Raw genomic sequence first — 17,171 nt, 5'->3', positions numbered from 1 at the left:
GCCGCGCATGCGGGGCAGCGCCGCGCATGCGGGGCAGCGCCGCGCATGCGGGGCAGCGCGGAGGTCGCGGCGAGCGCGGGCTAGTCAGTCCGCGGGCGTGACCGGGCGGAGGGTCCCGGTCGGCCGCGGACCGCGCATGAAGCGTTGCACGTTCTCGTCCACGATCATGTCGCTCGGGCGCAGGGGGCGGGTCAGATAGAGGCCGTCCAGGCTGGTCAGCCGGCTGAGGGCCACGTAGGTCTGGCCAGGGCTGAACACGCGCGCGCCGAGGTCGACGACCGCCCGCTCATAGGTGGCCCCCTGCGACTTGTGGATGGTGACCGCCCACGCGAGCCGCAGCGGGAATTGGGTGAACTCGGCCACAACGTCTTTGCGCAGCTTCTTGGTGGTCGGGTTGTAGGTGTACTTGAACTTCTCCCACACGGCCGGTTCGACCTCGTGCGTTTCGCCGTCGATGTCGACGTACACCGTCGAGTCGACCCGGGTGACGGTGCCGATGCTGCCATTCACCCAGCGCGGGCCGCCATCCTGGTTGGAATCGTTGCGCAGGAACATGACCTGCGCCCCGACCTTCAACTCGAGCACCTCATCGGCCGGGAACGTGCGCCCGCCGAAGTCGCCCGTGACGTCGGCCTTGGCCGTGCGCGCCTTGCCGGCGAGCCGTTTGAGAGCGGATGCATTGATGCGGTTCACGGAATCGTTGCGGGTGGCCAGCGTGATCACGCCTTCGCTCGGCGGGGTTCGGGCGCCCGCGGCGTTGAGAGCACCGCCGATCTCGGCCGTGACCTGCCCGTGCCGCACCGCGTTGAGCATGTGCTTGAAGTCCGCGTCGCGCTGGCGGTGCACCTCGGTGAGCTCGAAAATGCGCAGGTCCGCGCCCTGCCACACCTTCGCGTCGAAGAACCACATCGACCGGTAGGTGTCCGCGAAGTAAGCGCGCTCGTCAGAATCCCCGGGCACCGGGGCCAGCTGGTAGGGGTCGCCGAAGAGCACGATCTGCGCGCCGCCGAACGTGTCGTGCGGTCGCTGCCGCGCCTGGCGCAGGCTGCGGTCGATCGCATCCATCAGGTCGGCGTTGACCATCGACACCTCGTCGATGACGACCGTGTCGATCGTGTTGAGCAGTTTGCGCACCTGATCCGACTGGTCGATCGCGTTGTCGGCGATCACGCCGATCGGCAGGCGGAACAGGGAGTGGATGGTCTGGCCGCCCACGTTGAGTGCCGCCACACCGGTGGGAGCGGCGATCACGATCTGCTTGCTCGTGTTCCAAGAGAGGTGATTGAGCAGCGTTGACTTGCCGGTGCCGGCGCGCCCGGTGACGAACACGTTCTGCCGGGTTCCCTCAATCGCCTGGAACACTTCGGCCTGCTCGCGAGACAGCGGAATCTCAGACACGGGGGCGCTTTCGACGAGGTACGGACGGGACATACCACTGTATCCGCCCCGGCTGCACGAGTCGTCCGCGGTCTGCGGGTCGGTGGAGAACCGGCCCCGTAGGATGTGGGGGTGAGCAACCAGGACGGCAGGCGCCGGCGTAACCAGCGGCGCGCCATCGCGGCCGTGGTCGTCATCGCCGCCCTTCTCGGCGCCGGTCTGGTCGCGACCATCGGGTCGCTCAACCGTGACCTCTACAGCGCCGGCAGCTTCGTGGGGCAGTATCTCGGCGCCCTGGCTCGCCAGGACACCGCCAGTGCGCTGCTGCTCCCGGGGGTCAGGCCTACGGCTGCCGAGCTCGAGGCGGCCGCGCTTCCGAAGGACCTGCCGGACACCCTGCTGCGGAACTCCGTGCTGGGGGAGCTCACCGACATCCGTCTGACCGGTGACGACGAGTCGGCCGACGGGCGGCACACGATCGAATACGGGTTCCGCCTCAACGGCACACCCGCGACGATGACCTTCCAGGTGGAGAGTGCCGGCTCGTTCTTCGGCGTTTTCGACAGCTGGCGCTTCACGACCAGTCCCCTGGCCGTGCTGCGCGTGAACGTGCTGCACCAGTCCACGTTCTCGGTGAACAAACTGACCCTCGACACACGTGCGCACGCCGCCGACGACGACGCACCGGCAGCGTTCTCGAACCAGGCGGCCTACCTGGCCTTCGCACCCGCCCAGTACACGTTCGAGCACACCTCCACCCTGCTCGACGCGGCCCCGCAGACGGTGCCGGTCGTCGTGTCCGGGGTGACGAATGTCACGGTCGACGCCCAGCCCAACGCCCAATTCATCGGCCAGGTCCAGGCCGAGCTGGACCGTTTCCTCGACGATTGCACCACGCAACAGGTGTTGCAGCCCTCGAACTGCCCGTTCGGCATCGAGATCAACGACCGGGTGCGGGACGACCCGATCTGGTCGATCGCCGAGTATCCCCCGGTCACCCTCGCGGCCGGCGACACCACGTTCGAGATGCCCGACACCGAGGGTCAGGCGCACATCGTGGTTGAGGTGCAGTCACTCTTCGACGGCGAGATCGAGGTGCGGGACGAGGACGTCTCCTTCGCGGTCGCGATCAGCGTGACCGTGAACCCGGACGGATCGCTCGCCCTCCAGCTGCGCTGACCCTCGGGTTATTCGACGCGGTCGTGCTCGGCTAGGCGGGCCAGCCCGGCGTTGTACTGGTTCAGTTCGGCATCGCCTGTGCGTGCCGCGTTGCGGTCCTTGCGGCGGGTCTCCTTCTCGTCGCTGCGGCTCCACTGAATGGCCACGGCGATGGCCAGGGCGATGGTCGGGATCTCGCCGACGCTCCAGGCGATGCCGCCGCCCATCTGCTGGTCCTCGATGCCGCTGAGCCCCCAGTCGCGGCCCATGGCCCCGTACCAGTCGGCGAGGAGCAGCCCGGTCCCCGTCATCATGGTCACGCCGAAGAAGGCGTGGAACGCCATCGTGCCGAGCAGCAGCAGTAGGCGGCCGGCGTAGGGCAGGCGGTAGGGCACCGGGTCGATTCCGATCAGTGACTGCACGAACAGGTAGCCGGTGATCAGGAAGTGCACAATCATCCACTCGTGGCCGATGTGGTCGGTCGTTGCCCAGCTGAACAGCGACGAGTAGTAGAACACCCAGAGCGAGCCGGCGAAAAGCCCGGCCGCGACCAGCGGATTCGACAAGACACCCGCGTACTTCGAATGCACAGCCAGCAGAATCCACTCGCGCGGGCCCCGGCTGTCGTCCTGCCGCTTGGTGATGGCGCGCGCCGCGAGGGTGATCGGCGCCCCGGGCACCAGGAACACAGGGACCAGCATGGTCAGGGCCATGTGCATGAGCATGTGGGAGGAGAAGAGGTACTTCGCGTAGAGGTTGGCGCCACCGTTGGTGATGTAGAACAGGATCAGCATGCCGGTCACCCAGAGCACCGTGCGGAAGACGGGCCACGTGTCGCCGCGGCGGGCCAGGCGGCGCACACCGGCCAGGTAGAAAAAGATGCCGAACGCGCAGAACAGCACCCAGGCCAGGTCGAAGTCCCACTCGGTGAAGTAGCGGCTGAAGGTGAGCGGCGGCGGCAGAAGTTCACCGGTCAGGATCTGCGCGGGCGTCGAGGTGGGGATCTCCGTCGCCGTGATCTGCTCCACCGGCGTCGCGGTCTTGGCTAGGGCGGCTGCGGCGCCGGAGGCGAGCCCCATGAAGGCCAGTTCCGTCACGACGAGCCACCAGAACCAGACTCCCCGGCGGGGTGCGGGGGCCCGGGCGTCTGCGGGGGTGCTCCGCAGCATCCGCCCGATCAGGAACCGGCGCTGCAGCACGCCGAAAGCGCCGAGCGCAGTGAGGGCGAAGACTTTGACCAGAACGAGGATGCCGTAGGGCGAGAGTAACTCGTCCCAGGCGCCCAACCGCAGTTCGGCGCCGACGTACCCGGACGCCGCGACGACGATGAAGGAGACCAGTGCGAGCGAGGAGTAGCGCGCGATGACCGGGTCGATCCGACCGCCGGCCAGCTGCTGGCGCAGCACGATGACCGTGAGCAGCCCACCCAGCCAGACCGCGGCGAAGACCAGGTGCAGACCCAGGGCGGTGATGGCCACGTCGTGCCCCTCGGCGCCGGCCGCGTGCCCCTGCAGCGCCATGGGCACCAGGGCGCCCACGGCCAGGAGCGTGACGAAAAAGAGCCCGGTCAGGGAACGCACCGCGAAGCACAGCACGGTGACGAAGGCAGCGATCAGGGTGGTGATCAGCCAGGCCTGGCCGATCTCGATCTCGCTGAAGAACTGACCGGCGGTGGCGCTGAACCTGTCATCGAAGCTGAGCGGGATGGTCGTCACCTGCAGGAACGTGAAGAAGCCGGTGAGGGCGGATGCCACGGTGAAGACGGCGGCGGACCCGGCGGCGAAATCGAGGGCCGCGTTGTACTCGGGCTCCCGGGGGCTCAGGGCGAAGAGGGTGAGCACGAGGGCCCCGATGGTGCCCGCAGCGCTGAGGTTGACGAGCAGCTTGGCCAGCGGGAGGCCCCACCGCACGATCGGTCCCGGATCAGCCAGCAGCTGCGCCGCCGCGCCGCCGCCGTAGGCCAGCGCGATGAGCGTCGCCAACGTTGCGACCAGCAGGAGCGCTGCCGGACCGGAGATACGCACGAGACGAGGCACTGACTCAGCCTAACCGTGCCTGATGGACGCACGCTGCACGAGGGGCTCGGCACGACGCCCACACACGAAAGCAGGGCGCCGACGGAAGTCGACGCCCTGCCCTTCTTGGTGCGAGACCTACTTGGCGGCAGCCTTGAGCTTGCTACCAGCGGTCAGCTTGACGCGGTGGCCCGCGGCGATGGCGATCTCTTCGCCGGTCTGCGGGTTGCGGCCCGTGCGCGCTGCGGTAGCGGTGCGCTCGACTCCGAGCCAGCCCGGGATCGTGACCTTGCCGTCGTTCGCGACGGTGTCGGCGAGAGTTGCAAAGAAAGCGTTCAGAACGCTGTCGACTGCAGCCTGGCTCTGGCCAGAGTCTGCGGCAACCTTGGCAACGAGCTCGGTCTTGTTCAGCGACTTGTCAGCCATTGAGTGTCCTCCTCGGACCTTTGTCTGTAAAAACAGGTGTTCACGTATTGCGGGCGACGCTCCGGGAGCGACTCCGTTTGGCCGGTTGGACCGCGTTGAATCTAGCAGACAACCGCGGAATTACGCGGATTTGCGGCGTTTTCAGCCCGTTTGGCTCCCGGATCGGCTTCATTTCCGCTGTCCGCGAAAAAAGAGAGAGGATGCCGACCGAAATCGACATCCTCTCGTTTCAGAACCGAAGTTCCGAATGACCGGCTAGGTGGCCTGGTGCGGTGTTACCAGCTGGACTTGGTGATACCGGGCAGTTCGCCGCGGTGAGCCATGTCGCGGAAACGAACGCGCGAGATGCCGAACTTGCTGAGGTGTCCACGGGGACGGCCGTCAACCGCGTCGCGGTTGCGCAGGCGAACCGGCGACGCGTTGCGGGGAAGCTTCTGCAGGCCGAGGCGAGCAGCTTCACGCGACTCGTCGGTGCCGGCCGGGTCAACGAGGGCCTTCTTGAGCTCAAGGCGCTTCGCGGCGTAGCGCTCGACGATAACCTTGCGCTGGTTGTTCTTGGCAATCATGCTCTTCTTCGCCATTTTTAGCGCTCCTCACGGAAGTCAACGTGCTTGCGCACTACGGGGTCGTACTTCTTGAGCACGAGACGGTCGGGGTCGTTGCGACGGTTCTTCTTGGTCACGTAGGTGTAACCGGTGCCGGCCGTCGAACGGAGCTTGATGATCGGGCGGACGTCATGCTGCTTGGCCATTAGATTTTCTCCCCACGGGCGAGAAGGTCCTTGACGACCGATTCAATGCCACGTGCGTCGATGACCTTGATGCCCTTGACGGACAGGGTCAGCGTGACGTTGCGGCGAAGTGACGGTACGTAGTACTTCTTGGTCTGAACGTTCGGGTCGAAGCGACGCTTGGTGCGTCGGTGCGAGTGCGAAATGTTGTGTCCGAAGCCGGGAACGGCTCCGGTCACCTGGCAAGTAGCTGCCATGGTTCTCCTCCAATACCGAAGGGCGAATGCCCTTCCCAAGATCTCTTGTCGGCTGGCACGACAACACTCCCGCACAGGCGAAAGCGCAGCGAACCAGCAGTGCACGCACAGATATGCGCAGCAGCGTTCAACACTACGCGGTGCTCTCCCCCGGCGCAAACTCGCTAGTCAACGGATGCGGCGGAGCAGGCCGCGCAGAGACCGAACACGTCGACCACGTGGGCAGCCTGGGTGAATCCGTGCTCGCCGGCCACGTTCTTTGCCCAGGTTTCCACGGCATCCGCTTCGATCTCGACGGTGAGGCCACAGTTGCGGCAGATTAGGTGGTGGTGGTGGTCGGTCGTGCTGCAGGCGCGGTAGAGCGCCTCACCGTCGGGCGACTGCAGCGAGTCGGCCTCGTTCTCGCCGGCCAGGTCGGCCAAGGCCCGGTAGACCGTGGCCAGGCCGATGGGCGAACCCGTGGCGTGCAGGCTGGCGTGAAGTCCCTGGGCGCTGACGAATCCCTCCGCCTCGCTGAGCGCGGTGCGCACGGCCTCGCGCTGCCAGGTGTTTCGCTTCATGCTGTCAACCGTAACCGCGCAAGGGACAGTCGGCGACCGCCGAGGGCCAGCAGGAAGAGGGCGGCCGCGGTGAGGGCGATCGCCGGTCCGGCGGCCACGTCGATCGCCCGGGACAGGAGCACGCCGACCAGGCCGGCGGCCGCACCCAGCACCGGTGCGAGCACCAGGATCTGAGTGGCGGTGCGCGTGACCAGGCGCGCGGCGGCGGCCGGGGCCGCGATCAGCGCGATCGCGAGGATGGCGCCGACGGCGGGCATGGCGGTGACCACGGTGGCGGTGATCAGGGTGAGGGTGAGCAGCTCGATCGGCCATCCCCGGAATCCGGCGGCGCGGAATCCGCTCGGGTCGAAAGTGGAGAACAGGATCTCCTTGCCCAGCAGCACGATCACGGCCACAGCCACCCCGAGCACGCCGACGGCCAGCGCGAGGTCGCCGGTCGTCACGGTGAGGATCGACCCGACCAGGTAGGAATCGACCTGCACCGGCAGCGACGGGTTGAGGGCCTGCAGCAGCACCCCGAGAGCGAAGCCCGCGGTGAGCAGGATGCCCGACGCCACCTGCGTGCCCTGCCGCTTCACCCGGCCGATCAGGGTCATGATGCCGACGATCAGGATGCTCGCCAGGGCCGCCCCGAGCGGAATGCTGACACCCACGATCGTTGCGGCCACGGCTCCCGGGAAGGTGGCGTGGGTGAGGGCCTGGGCGAAGAAGGTGCGGCGGCGCAGCACGACGAGGGATCCGACCAGCCCGCTGAGGGCGCCGATGACGGCGGCCGCGAGGAGTGCCTTCTCGAAGTAGCCCATCACTTCCCCAGCCTTTCCCGCTGCTGGACGGAGCGACGCGGTTTCGAGAAAGTCGGTGGGGAGTGGGGCGGCGGAGTGTGCGGCGGCCGCGCGTGAGACGAACGCAGCCGACGCATCCCGTCGATGGAGAGGCGCGCCACCAGCACCACGGCATAGCCGGCGACCAGGACCAGCACCACGGTGGCACCGCTGGGCAGGTCGAGGCCGGCCTGCACGGATGCCTGGAAGCCGAGCACGAGTCCGAGCCAGGCGCCGAGGGCCGCGAAACCAGCCGCGAGCGGGAACAGCAGCCACAGCCGGTCGGTGATGAGCCGGGCCACGGCGCCGGGCACGATCAGCACGGCCAGGACGAGCAGGTTGCCGACCGCGCTGGATGCAGCGACGACCACGAGGGCGATCGCCACGTTGAGCACCAGGTCGAGCACGAGCGTGCGGTAGCCGGCCGCGGCGAAACCGACCCGGTCGAAGGCGCGGAACACCTCCTCCTTGAGCGTGAGGCCGATCAGCCCGAGAGCCACGATGCAGATCACGACGGTTTGCACGACCTCGGTCGGGCTGACCGTGAGGAGACGGCCGAAGAGAAGTTGCTCCAGCTGGCCGACGTAGTTCGTCTCGCGGGAAACCAGGATTATGCCCACGCTGAACATGGCGGTGAAGACGATGGCGATCGCGGCATCCGAGGACACCGACTGGCGCACGATCAGGGTGAGGATGACGGCCGCGAACAGTGCGGCACCCATCGCGCCGACGAACAGCCCCTCGCGGCCGCCCCAGACGAAGCCGATCGCGATGCCGGGAAACACCGAGTGGGTGAGGCCGTCGCTGATGAATTCGAGGCCCCGCAGGTTGACCAGCACCCCGACAACGCCGGCCACCAGGCTGAGCGCGCCCAGCACGATCAGGGCCCGGGTCATGAACGGCAGGGCGAAGGCGTCGACCAGCGGGGTGAGGAAGTCCATTTCAGTGACCGGTGTGCCCGGGCACGACCACGGTGTGCTCGTCGATTTCTACGCCGACCTCTCGGAACGTGCGTTGCACGTTTTCCAGGATCAGCACCGATTCGCGCGGCCCGAACGCCACCTGGGTACCGTTGAGCAGCAACACCTGCTCGCAGACCTCGCGGGCGAGCTGGAGGTCGTGGGTGGAGACGACCACCGCCACCCCTTCCTCCTTCAAGCGCTTGACGGTGCCCACGAGCGCGTCGCGGTTCTGCTGGTCGAGGCCGTTGAACGGCTCGTCGAGCAGCAGCAGGCGGGGCCCCGCGGCCACGGCCCGCGCCAGGAGTCCCCGCTGCTGCTGGCCGCCGGAGAGTTCGCCGAAGCGGGTTTTCGCGCGGTGCCCGAGGCCCACCGCATCCAGCGCGTGAGTCACCGCCTGGCGGTCGCGCTTGCCGGGCAGGCGCAGCCAGCCCAGCGACCGGTAGCGCCCCATCATGACGACCTGCTCGAGCGTGACCGGAAACTGCTGGTCGATCTCGTCGGCCTGCGGCACGTAGCCGATCGAGCCGGCCGGGGCCGCGGACGCCCCCAGCACCTCGACGGTGCCGCTCACGCGCTGGATCAGACCGAGGATGCCCTTGAGCAGCGTGGACTTGCCAGACCCATTGGGCCCGATCAGCGCCACTGCCTCGCCGGCGCGCACCTCGAAATCGATGTCGGCCAGGGCCGGGCTCTGGCCGTAGGAGAAGGAGGCGCCCGCCACCCTGAGAGCAACGGGTGCGCTCGGCCGTACTTGAGAAGGGTTCTCGATCACTGACTAACTATCGCAGGTCTGCGGGCACCGCAGTGGGCTCCGCCCCCCAGGATTCGAGGATGAGGCCGACGTTGTGCAGCTGCGAGCCAATATAGCTGGCGCCGTCGCTGCCCGTCGCGCCGAGGGAGTCGCTGTAGAGCGCGTCCTCGCCCGAGTACACGGTGACGCCGGCCTCGCTGGCGATGGTGTCGGCGGCCTTCGGGCTGATCGAGGCCTCGGAGAAGACGGCCTTGACCCCGGTGGCCGTGATGGCTGCGACGAGTTCGTCGATCGCGGCGGCGCTGGGCTCGGCGTTGTCGTCGAAGCTCGGGATGATGGAACCGACGTAGGTGATGCCGTAGGCCTCGGTGAAGTAGCCGAACGCATCGTGGTTGCTCACGAGCAGACGCTGCTCGACCGGAACGGCGTCGATGTTGGTACGGATCCACTCGTCCAGCTCGGCAAGCCGGCCGGTGTACGTGGTCGCATTGGCCTCGAAGTCCCCGGCCAGGTCCGGCTGGGCGCCGCTGAGTCCCGCGGCGATGGTGCCGACCATGGTCTCGGCGTTGGCCACGTCGGTCCAGATGTGCGGGTTGCCGCCCTCGTGGGAGTGCTCGGCGTCATCCGTCGCTCCGCCTTCGTCGGCGTGGGCCTCGTCGTCGGCGGGCTCGGCGCCGGCCGCGATGTCCTGGATCTCGATGCCCTCGTCGGAGTCGATGGTCACGCCGTCGAAACCGCTGGCGTTGATCGCGGCGTCGAGCCACTCTTCGAGGCCGACACCGTTGATCACGAGCACATCGGCCTGGCCGAGGGCCGTCAGGTCGGCCACCGATGGGTCGTAACTGTGCGCGCTCTGGTTCGGCTGGATGAGCTGGGTCACCGACACGCCCGCGGCGTCGCCGACGACGCTGCGGGTGAGGTCCGCCACCTGAGTGGTCGTCGCGACGACCCTGAGGTCGCCGGCGGCGCTTTCTGCGGCGGAACCGCCGGTCGGCGCGCAGCCGACCAGGGTCAGCGCGGCAACGGCGGCGAGGGTCGGGAGGACGAATTGATTCTTGATCACACAGGCGACGCTACGCCTAATGATAATGATTGTCAACACCAATAAGACCGGACAGCGCCGCGTTGGGTTGGGTCAAGTCAGGTCAGACTACGCCGGACGTGCCGAGCAGGGAACCGATCAGGAAGGTGACGACCAGTGCCGCGGCACCGCCGAGCACGACCCGGATCGTCGCCCGCAGTTTCGGGCTGCCGCCGAGGTGGGCGCCGGTCATGCCGAGCGCCGCGAGGGCGATGAGCACGGCGACGAACGTGATCGGAACGCGAATGCTCGCGGGCAGAAGCAGGATGGCCAGGAACGGAAGCAGCGCGCCGAGGGTGAAGGCCGCGGCCGAGACCCAGGCGGCGTGCCAGGCGCTGACGACGTCGTCTTCGGCGATGTTGTGCTCGGCGAGCAGATGGGCCCGCACCGGATCGATCGCGGTGAATTCCACGGCGACTTGCCGTGCCGTCGCCGGGGCCAGCCCCTGCATTTCGTAGAGTTGCGCGAGCTCCGCGAGTTCGCCCTCGGGGTCGCTGCTGAGCTCGCGCTTCTCCTTCTCGATCAGGGTGCGCTGGCTGTCACTCTGGCTGCTCACCGAGACATACTCGCCGAGGGCCATCGAGATGGCCCCGCCGACGAGGCCGGCAGTGCCGGCCGCTGCGAGGGCCGCGGTCGAGCCCGTCGCGCCGGCCACGCCGACGACGAGGGCCGCGACGGAGACGATGCCGTCGTTGGCGCCGAGCACCCCGGCCCGGAGCCAGTTCAATCGGCCGGCATGGCTCTCGGTGGTCTTCGGATCGGCGACCGCCACAGCGACGGACGGGGTGAGGCCAACGATTGCGGCGGGGGCGAGTGACGTCATCCGTACATCAGAACACAGGCTGATGCCCTGCCGCCAGCGTGGACAGCCTTACCTCACCGAGAAGCAAAAAAGCTGGTGAGGCCAGGCTTCCTATACCGTCGACCCTACTCGAGCAGCAGCGCGGGCTCCTCGATGATGCTCGCGACATCGGCCAGGAAGCGGCTCGCGACATCTCCGTCGACCACCCGGTGGTCGAAGCTTGCGCCGATGGTCGTCACCTGGCGCACCCGCACCTCGCCGTCGACAACCCACGGCTTGGGTTTGATCGTGCCCAGGGCGACGATGCCGGCCTCACCGGAGTTGAGGATGGGCGTGCCGGTGTCCATCCCGAAGACACCGATGTTCGTGATCGTGATCGTGCCATTCGCCATATCCGCCGGTGAGGTTTTGCCGTCCCGCGCGGTGATCGTGAGCTTCTCGAGGGCGCGGGCCAGTTCGAGCAGGCTCATGTCCTGCGCTTCCTTCACATTGGGCACGATGAGCCCGCGCGGGGTGGCCGCCGCGATGCCCAGGTTCACGTAGTGCTTGATCACGACTTCCTCGTCGGTGAACACCGAGTTGACCGTGGGGTTACGCCGCACGGCCCAGATCATGGCCTTGGCCATGATCAGCATGGGCGACACGCGCACGCCGGCGAAGTCGGTGGAGGCCTTGAGCCGTTTGACGAACTCCATTGTGCGGGTGGCGTCCACGTCGACGAAGAGACTCACGTGCGGTGCGCTGAAGGCGCTGGAGACCATGGCCTGGGCGATGGCCTTGCGCACGCCCTTGACCGGGATGCGCTCCTCGCGGTCGCTGGGCCATTCCGGGGTCTGGATGTTACGGAAAACGCTGGCCTGGGTGGCCCCCCGCAGAACGTCCTCGCGGGTGACATCGCCGACCGGACCGGTCGCCTCGACCAGGGACAGGTCCACGCCGAGGTCCTTCGCGAGTTTGCGGATCGGCGGCTTAGCGATGACGGGGCCGGCGGATGCCGCGCGCGGCAACTGCGGGAACGGCTGCGCGGCCGGGCGCTCGTGGCGCACGGGCGGCGGCGCGATCGACTCGTGGGCGACGGGGGTGACCCCGTGGCGCTTGCGCCGGGTGGGCATGGTGGCCGCGGCGCCGCGCCCGACCAGAACTGCGCCCTGCGTCTCGGCCGGCTCGTCCGTGATGGTGGAGCCGGCATCCGCTGCCGCACCGGCCAGCTCACCGGCGCCGCCGGCGCCATTGGCGGGCGCTTCGTTCGACCCGGCCGGGGCGGTGACGGTCTCGGCCACGATCGTGATGATGACCGTTCCGACGTCAACGGTCGTGCCGGGCGTCACCAGGATCTCGCCGACCACGCCGACGTAGGGCGACGGTAACTCGACCAGCGACTTCGCGGTCTCGATCTCGACCAGCACCTGGTTGATCGACACGGTGTCGCCGGGCGCGACCCTCCATTCCACGATTTCGGCCTCGGTGAGACCCTCGCCGACGTCGGGCAGTGTGAATTTCGACACGCTCATCGAGTGCGCTCCTTGCTATTGGTGAGGCGAGAGTGGCCGTTCCGGTCGAAGGTGACCCGCGGAACGGGCACTCTCGACCGGAAAGGTGACTGTCGGGGGAGCTGTGCTGGGATCACGAGGAATCAGTGGGAATCAGTAGGAGAGGGCGCGGTCGACGGCCTCGAGCACGCGGTCCGGGCTGGGCAGGAAGTGCGTTTCGACGGCGGCCGGCGGGAAGGGGGTGTCGAAACCGGAGACGCGAAGCACGGGAGCCTCGAGCAGGTAAAACGCCTTCTCCATGACGGTCGCGGCGATCTCCGATCCGACGCTGACGAAGCCGTGGGCCTCCTGGGCGACGACCAGGTGCCCGGTCTTCTCGACCGAGGTGAGGATGGGGCCGTAGTCGATCGGTGAGATCGAGCGCAGGTCGATGACCTCGATGCTGGTGCCCTCCACGGCCGCGAGATCCGCGGCCTGCAGCAGGACACTGACCATGGCGCCGTGGCCGACGACCGTGGCATCCGTGCCGCTCCGCACGACGCGGCTGGCGTGCAGGGGTATGCCGCTTTCGGCGAGGTTTACCTCGCCCTTGGGCCAGTAGCGGCTCTTGGGCTCGAAGAAGATGACCGGGTCGTCGGAGGCGATGGCCTCCTGCATCATCCAGTAGGCGTCGTGCGGGTTCGACGGACTGATCACGCGCAGACCCGGCGTGTGCGCGAAGTACGTCTCCGGGCTCTCCTGGTGGTGTTCGATCGAGCCGATGTGGCCGCCGTAGGGGATGCGGATCACGACGGGCATGGTGACCTGACCCTCGTGCCGGTTGCGCATCCGTGCCAGCTGGCTGGTGATCTGGTCGAAGCCGGGGAAGACGAAACCGTCGAACTGGATCTCGCAGACCGGCCGGTAGCCGCGCAGAGCCAGGCCGATGGCCGTGCCGATGATGCCCGACTCGGCCAGCGGGGTGTCGAGCACTCGCTTGTCGCCGAATTCGGCGATCAGACCCTCGGTGACGCGGAAGACGCCGCCCAGGGGGCCGATGTCCTCGCCCATCATCAGGACTTTCGGGTTGTCCCGCATGGCCTGGCGCAGGCCCGCGTTGAGGGCCTTCGTCATGGGCAGGCTCGTCTTGCCCGTTCCGGGGAGCGCTCGCTCGCTTGCGGCCGAGGACGCCGGGACCGAGGCCGGGGCGGTCGGGGTCGCGTGGCTGGTGGTGCTCGTCACGATCGTGTCGCTCACGCGTCGCCTCCTTCGAAGGATTCCTCGTAGCGGTCGAGCCAGGCCTTCTGTTCCTGGATCAGCGGGTGGGGTTCGGCGTAGACGTTGTCGAAGATGACGGCCTTCTCCGGGGAGTGGATGTCGAGAGCCCGGCGGCGCACATCCGCGGCGTAGTCGTCCGCCTCCTCATCGACGGCGTCGAGGAACTCCTGCTCGACGCCGAGGCCCTGCAGATAGCTGCGGAAGCGCGCGATCGGGTCGCGGGCCACCCAGTAGGCCAGCTGTTCCGGGTCGCGATACTTGGTGGGGTCGTCGGCCGTGGTGTGGGCGCCGACCCGGTAGGTCAGGGCCTCGATCAGGGCCGGGCCCTTGCCGGCGCGGGCGTCGTCGAGGTGCTTGGCCGTCACCGCGAAGCTGGCGAGCACGTCGTTTCCGTCGATCTGGGTGCCAGGCATACCGAAGCCCGCGGCGCGCAGGTAGAGCGGCGTGCGGGACTGCCGGGTCACCGGCACCGAGATGGCCCAGTGGTTGTTCTGCAGGAAGAAGACCTGCGGGGTCTGGTAGCTGGCGGCGAAGACGAGCGCCTCGTTGGCGTCGCCCTGCGACGAGGCTCCGTCGCCGTAGTACACGATGACGGCCTGGTCGGTCTCGGGGTCGCCGGTCGCGGTGGCGCCGTCGAGCTGCATGCCCATCGCGTAGCCCGTGGCGTGCAGGGTCTGCGAGGCCAGCACCAGCGTGTAGAGGTGGAAGTTGCCGTGGTCCTCGGGGGTCCAGCCGCCGAGGGTGACGCCGCGCAGCATCCGCAGGATGTCGACGGGGTCGAGGCCGCGGATCATGCCGACAACGTGCTCGCGATAGGACGGGAAGACGTGATCCTGCGGCCGGGTCGCGTAGGCGGAGCCGACCTGGGCGGCCTCCTGGCCATGGCTCGGCACCCAGAGGGCCAGCTGGCCCTGCCGCTGCAGGTTGGCGGCCTCGGTGTCGAAGCGGCGAACCACGACCATGTCGCGGTAGAACCGCCGGTAGTCGGCCTCGGTCAACCGATCGAGGTAGGGCAGGAATTCGGCCGCGGACTCGCTCGGGGCGAAGACACCCTCCGGGGACAGTAGTCGCACCGTGGGAGAGGCATTGGGGGTCGCTGACACCGTACTAACCTAGCCTCCGGGCTGGGTGCCCCGTTGGTAGATCGTCGACAATGTCAGCGCAGATAGCAAGGAGCTTGTCCACAGATTCTTCCTCGCCGATCGAGATTCGGATGCCCTCGGGGAACGGGCGCACGATCAGGCCGACGGCCGACAGGACGTCGGCGATGTCGGTGGTGTCGTGGGCGGTGGGCAGCCAGATGAAGTTGCCCTGCGGCGCCGGGATGTTCCAGCCCTGCTCGCCCAGCAGGCGCCAGACCCGGTCGCGCCGCTCGGTCAGGGCGCGCACCCGCCGCAGCAGCTGGTCGGCGGCGTTGAGGGATGCGATCGCGGCCGCGCCGGCCACGCCGGTGACCGAGAGGGGAATGGCGGTGGACCGCGCCGCGTCGAGCACGGCGACGGGACCAAGGGCGTAGCCGACGCGCAGGCCGGCCAACCCGTAGGCCTTGGAGAAGGTGCGCAGCACGACCAGGTTCGGGAACCGGGACAGCAACGGCAGTCCGGTGACCGCCTCCGGGTCGGTGACGAACTCACAATAGGCCTCGTCGAGGATGACGAGGAGGTCCGGCGGCACCACCGCCATGAACGATTCGAACTCGTCGGCCGTGACGACGGTGCCGGTCGGATTGTTCGGGCTGCAGATGATCACGACGCGGGTCTGCGGCGTGATGCGCGTGGCCATCTCGGGCAGGTCGTGACCGTGGTCCGGACGGTTCGGCACCTGCACGCTCGTGGCGCCGGCCACGGTGACCAGGCCGGGGTAGGCCTCGAAGGAGCGCCAGGAGTAGAGCACCTCGTCGCCCGGTCCAGCGGCGGCGAGGATGAGCTGGGCCAGGAGGGCCACGGACCCGGCGCCGATGTGAACCTCGTCGACGCTCCGGCCGAACGTCGTGGCCAGCCGTTCACGCAGGGCCAGGGCCGAGGCATCCGGGTAGCGGTTGTACGCGGTCTCGGCGTTCACGGCGGCGATGACGCCGGGCAGCGGATCGAAGGGGTTCTCGTTGCTCGAGAGTTTGAACGCACTGGCGGCGGCAGCTTGACCCTGCCGATAGGCCGGGAGTGCGACAATCTCGGGGCGCAGGCGTACCGAGGGCGGGTCTGAAGGGCTCACTCGGCGATTCTACGCCGCGGCATATTCACGTGGCCGCATGGCTGCGCGCTGGGCTGGCTCTACCGTGCGGGCGGACACCGCCGATGCCATAGTGGAGGCATGGCCAGATTTCTGATCAAGCTGATCCTCAACTCCTTCGCCCTGTGGCTCACGACCCTGCTCGTCAGCGGTGTGCGCGTGGATCCCTACTCCGAGGGCACGATCCCCACGCTCGTCACCTACCTTCTGGTCGCCCTGGTCTTCGGCTTCGTCAACAGCGTGGTGGGCGGGTTCGTGCGGGTTGTCGCGTTCCCGGTCTACATCCTCACGCTGGGCCTGATCTCCTTGATAGTGAACGGTTTCCTACTGATGATCGTGGCCTGGTTCTCGGGCCTGGTCGGCTTCGGGCTCGTGGTCGACGACTTCTGGTGGGGTGTGCTCGGCGCACTCGTGCTGGGCATCATCAGCTGGATTCTCGGCGTTCTGATCCGACCGGTCAATCCCCGCTCCTAGCGCCGCCCCGACGTTCGGCCGGCCACGGTCAGCCGTCGGCCAGACGGATGCCCCGCCACCTTGAGGACTCACCGGCTTGCGTGCCGAGGATCTCCCCCAGCGTCGCCCGGAACTCCCGCAGCCGCGGCTCCTCGGAGCCGTCCATGAGCAGCCCGGTCTCCCGATAGACCGTGAGGGCGTGGGCCGGCAGTGGCCGGTCCAGCGGCACCTCCACCTCCGCGAACACCTCGCGCCGCACCACCAGACGCTCGTCGTCGCCGGTGACCGTGCCTCCCAGTGCCGGGATCAGGTCGTCGGTGTGCTCGACCGTGACGGCCGGTGCGTCGGCGGGCAGGGTCACCTGGGCGGTGGGGCCACCGAAGGTCGCCACCGCGACGGTGTTGAAGTCCCCGGAGGCCGCCAGCTGCGCCGCGACCAGTCCGCCCTGCGAGTGACCCACCGGCACCACCGGATCGCCCGGCGCCACTCCGGCCTCCCGCATGGCCTGCACAACCGCCCGGTAGGAGCCGGAGCCTTGATCGGCGACGGCGGCGAGGTTGGAGGTGAGGTCCCACGGTTGTTCGCCGGGAACCGGGCTCCATGCCGCGGTGCCGCCGATGTAGACCACCCAGGAGGCGTCATCGGGGCCGCCGTAACGCTCGATGCGCACCTGCGGAGCGCCTTCCGACACGGAGGGGATTCGGGCGGCCAGGTCCCCGAAACCGCTCGGCGGCGCCACGGGCCGGCTCCGGTGGCCGCTGCCGGACGGCGCGGCGCCCGCGTGCGGCGGGCCGAGGGCGCG

At 68.3% G+C, this 17,171-nt stretch carries 18 protein-coding genes and 1 pseudogene; 2 read left to right on the top strand and 17 right to left on the bottom strand.

Annotated elements, in window-relative coordinates:
* Positions 1-84 precede the first annotated feature (84 nt).
* Positions 85-1,398: an ATP-dependent RecD-like DNA helicase gene (locus tag E3O67_RS03055; RefSeq protein WP_134428058.1), complete on the bottom strand. Its 1,314-nt coding sequence runs from the start codon at positions 1,396-1,398 to the stop codon at positions 85-87.
* A gap of 111 nt (positions 1,399-1,509) precedes the next feature.
* Between E3O67_RS03055 and E3O67_RS03050 the strand changes: the two genes are divergently transcribed.
* The gene (locus tag E3O67_RS03050; RefSeq protein ID WP_135101829.1) at positions 1,510-2,556 is read left to right on the top strand and encodes a hypothetical protein; all 1,047 of its coding nucleotides are present in this window, start codon (positions 1,510-1,512) and stop codon (positions 2,554-2,556) included.
* An 8-nt stretch (positions 2,557-2,564) separates the two neighbouring features.
* On the opposite strand, the gene E3O67_RS03045 is transcribed toward E3O67_RS03050, so the two are convergent.
* From E3O67_RS03045 to E3O67_RS02975, 15 genes are all read right to left on the bottom strand, one after another.
* Positions 2,565-4,571 carry a cytochrome c oxidase assembly protein gene (locus tag E3O67_RS03045; RefSeq protein ID WP_174776786.1) on the bottom strand — a complete coding sequence of 669 codons (2,007 nt, stop codon included), beginning with the start codon at positions 4,569-4,571 and terminating at the stop codon, positions 2,565-2,567.
* A gap of 117 nt (positions 4,572-4,688) precedes the next feature.
* Entirely contained in the window at positions 4,689-4,976 is a 288-nt protein-coding gene (locus tag E3O67_RS03040; RefSeq protein ID WP_104099750.1) for an HU family DNA-binding protein, read from the bottom strand.
* Positions 4,977-5,251: 275 nt separating this feature from the next.
* Positions 5,252-5,557 (bottom strand): 30S ribosomal protein S14, encoded by a 306-nt coding sequence (gene rpsN, locus E3O67_RS03035; protein WP_134364793.1) that lies wholly within the window; start codon positions 5,555-5,557, stop codon positions 5,252-5,254.
* A gap of 2 nt (positions 5,558-5,559) precedes the next feature.
* Positions 5,560-5,727, bottom strand: a complete 168-nt coding sequence (gene rpmG / locus E3O67_RS03030) for a 50S ribosomal protein L33 (protein WP_104099752.1) — start codon at positions 5,725-5,727, stop codon at positions 5,560-5,562.
* A complete protein-coding gene (rpmB, locus tag E3O67_RS03025) occupies positions 5,727-5,963 on the bottom strand; it encodes a 50S ribosomal protein L28 (protein ID WP_104099753.1) in 237 nt (78 codons plus the stop codon). Before rpmB ends, rpmG begins: the two co-directional genes overlap by 1 nt.
* A gap of 164 nt (positions 5,964-6,127) precedes the next feature.
* The gene (locus E3O67_RS03020; protein WP_134427999.1) at positions 6,128-6,523 is read right to left on the bottom strand and encodes a Fur family transcriptional regulator; all 396 of its coding nucleotides are present in this window, start codon (positions 6,521-6,523) and stop codon (positions 6,128-6,130) included.
* A complete protein-coding gene (locus E3O67_RS03015; RefSeq protein ID WP_135101831.1) occupies positions 6,520-7,326 on the bottom strand; it encodes a metal ABC transporter permease in 807 nt (268 codons plus the stop codon). Before E3O67_RS03015 ends, E3O67_RS03020 begins: the two co-directional genes overlap by 4 nt.
* Complete coding sequence (locus tag E3O67_RS03010; protein ID WP_134427997.1) at positions 7,326-8,285, bottom strand: metal ABC transporter permease; 960 nt, start codon at positions 8,283-8,285, stop codon at positions 7,326-7,328. The genes E3O67_RS03015 and E3O67_RS03010 overlap by 1 nt, the downstream gene beginning before the upstream one ends.
* A 1-nt stretch (position 8,286) precedes the next feature.
* Positions 8,287-9,078: a metal ABC transporter ATP-binding protein gene (locus tag E3O67_RS03005; RefSeq protein ID WP_134427995.1), complete on the bottom strand. Its 792-nt coding sequence runs from the start codon at positions 9,076-9,078 to the stop codon at positions 8,287-8,289.
* Positions 9,079-9,085: 7 nt separating this feature from the next.
* The gene (locus E3O67_RS03000; protein ID WP_198417143.1) at positions 9,086-10,120 is read right to left on the bottom strand and encodes a metal ABC transporter substrate-binding protein; all 1,035 of its coding nucleotides are present in this window, start codon (positions 10,118-10,120) and stop codon (positions 9,086-9,088) included.
* Between the two features lie 82 nt (positions 10,121-10,202).
* The gene (locus E3O67_RS02995; protein ID WP_134427993.1) at positions 10,203-10,961 is read right to left on the bottom strand and encodes a VIT1/CCC1 transporter family protein; all 759 of its coding nucleotides are present in this window, start codon (positions 10,959-10,961) and stop codon (positions 10,203-10,205) included.
* A 104-nt stretch (positions 10,962-11,065) separates the two neighbouring features.
* The gene (locus E3O67_RS02990; protein ID WP_134427991.1) at positions 11,066-12,451 is read right to left on the bottom strand and encodes a dihydrolipoamide acetyltransferase family protein; all 1,386 of its coding nucleotides are present in this window, start codon (positions 12,449-12,451) and stop codon (positions 11,066-11,068) included.
* Between the two features lie 132 nt (positions 12,452-12,583).
* The gene (locus tag E3O67_RS02985) at positions 12,584-13,543 is read right to left on the bottom strand and encodes an alpha-ketoacid dehydrogenase subunit beta (RefSeq protein WP_134428051.1); all 960 of its coding nucleotides are present in this window, start codon (positions 13,541-13,543) and stop codon (positions 12,584-12,586) included.
* A gap of 119 nt (positions 13,544-13,662) precedes the next feature.
* Positions 13,663-14,790 carry a thiamine pyrophosphate-dependent dehydrogenase E1 component subunit alpha gene (locus E3O67_RS02980; RefSeq protein WP_241979141.1) on the bottom strand — a complete coding sequence of 376 codons (1,128 nt, stop codon included), beginning with the start codon at positions 14,788-14,790 and terminating at the stop codon, positions 13,663-13,665.
* Positions 14,791-14,794: 4 nt separating this feature from the next.
* Positions 14,795-15,898 carry a histidinol-phosphate transaminase gene (locus E3O67_RS02975; protein WP_134427989.1) on the bottom strand — a complete coding sequence of 368 codons (1,104 nt, stop codon included), beginning with the start codon at positions 15,896-15,898 and terminating at the stop codon, positions 14,795-14,797.
* Positions 15,899-15,997: 99 nt separating this feature from the next.
* Here E3O67_RS02975 and E3O67_RS02970 point away from each other — a divergent pair, with 99 nt between their 5' ends.
* Positions 15,998-16,390, top strand: a complete 393-nt coding sequence (locus tag E3O67_RS02970) for a phage holin family protein (RefSeq protein ID WP_134427987.1) — start codon at positions 15,998-16,000, stop codon at positions 16,388-16,390.
* Positions 16,391-16,418: 28 nt separating this feature from the next.
* Here the strand turns inward: E3O67_RS02970 and E3O67_RS16795 are convergent.
* Positions 16,419-17,171, bottom strand: a pseudogene (locus tag E3O67_RS16795) (hypothetical protein); the annotation flags it as partial.

The sequence above is a fragment of the Cryobacterium sp. TMT3-29-2 genome (genome assembly GCF_004564305.1).
Taxonomy (GTDB): Bacteria; Actinomycetota; Actinomycetes; order Actinomycetales; family Microbacteriaceae; genus Cryobacterium; species Cryobacterium sinapicolor.
This window is presented reverse-complemented; position numbering and strand designations above follow the sequence as displayed.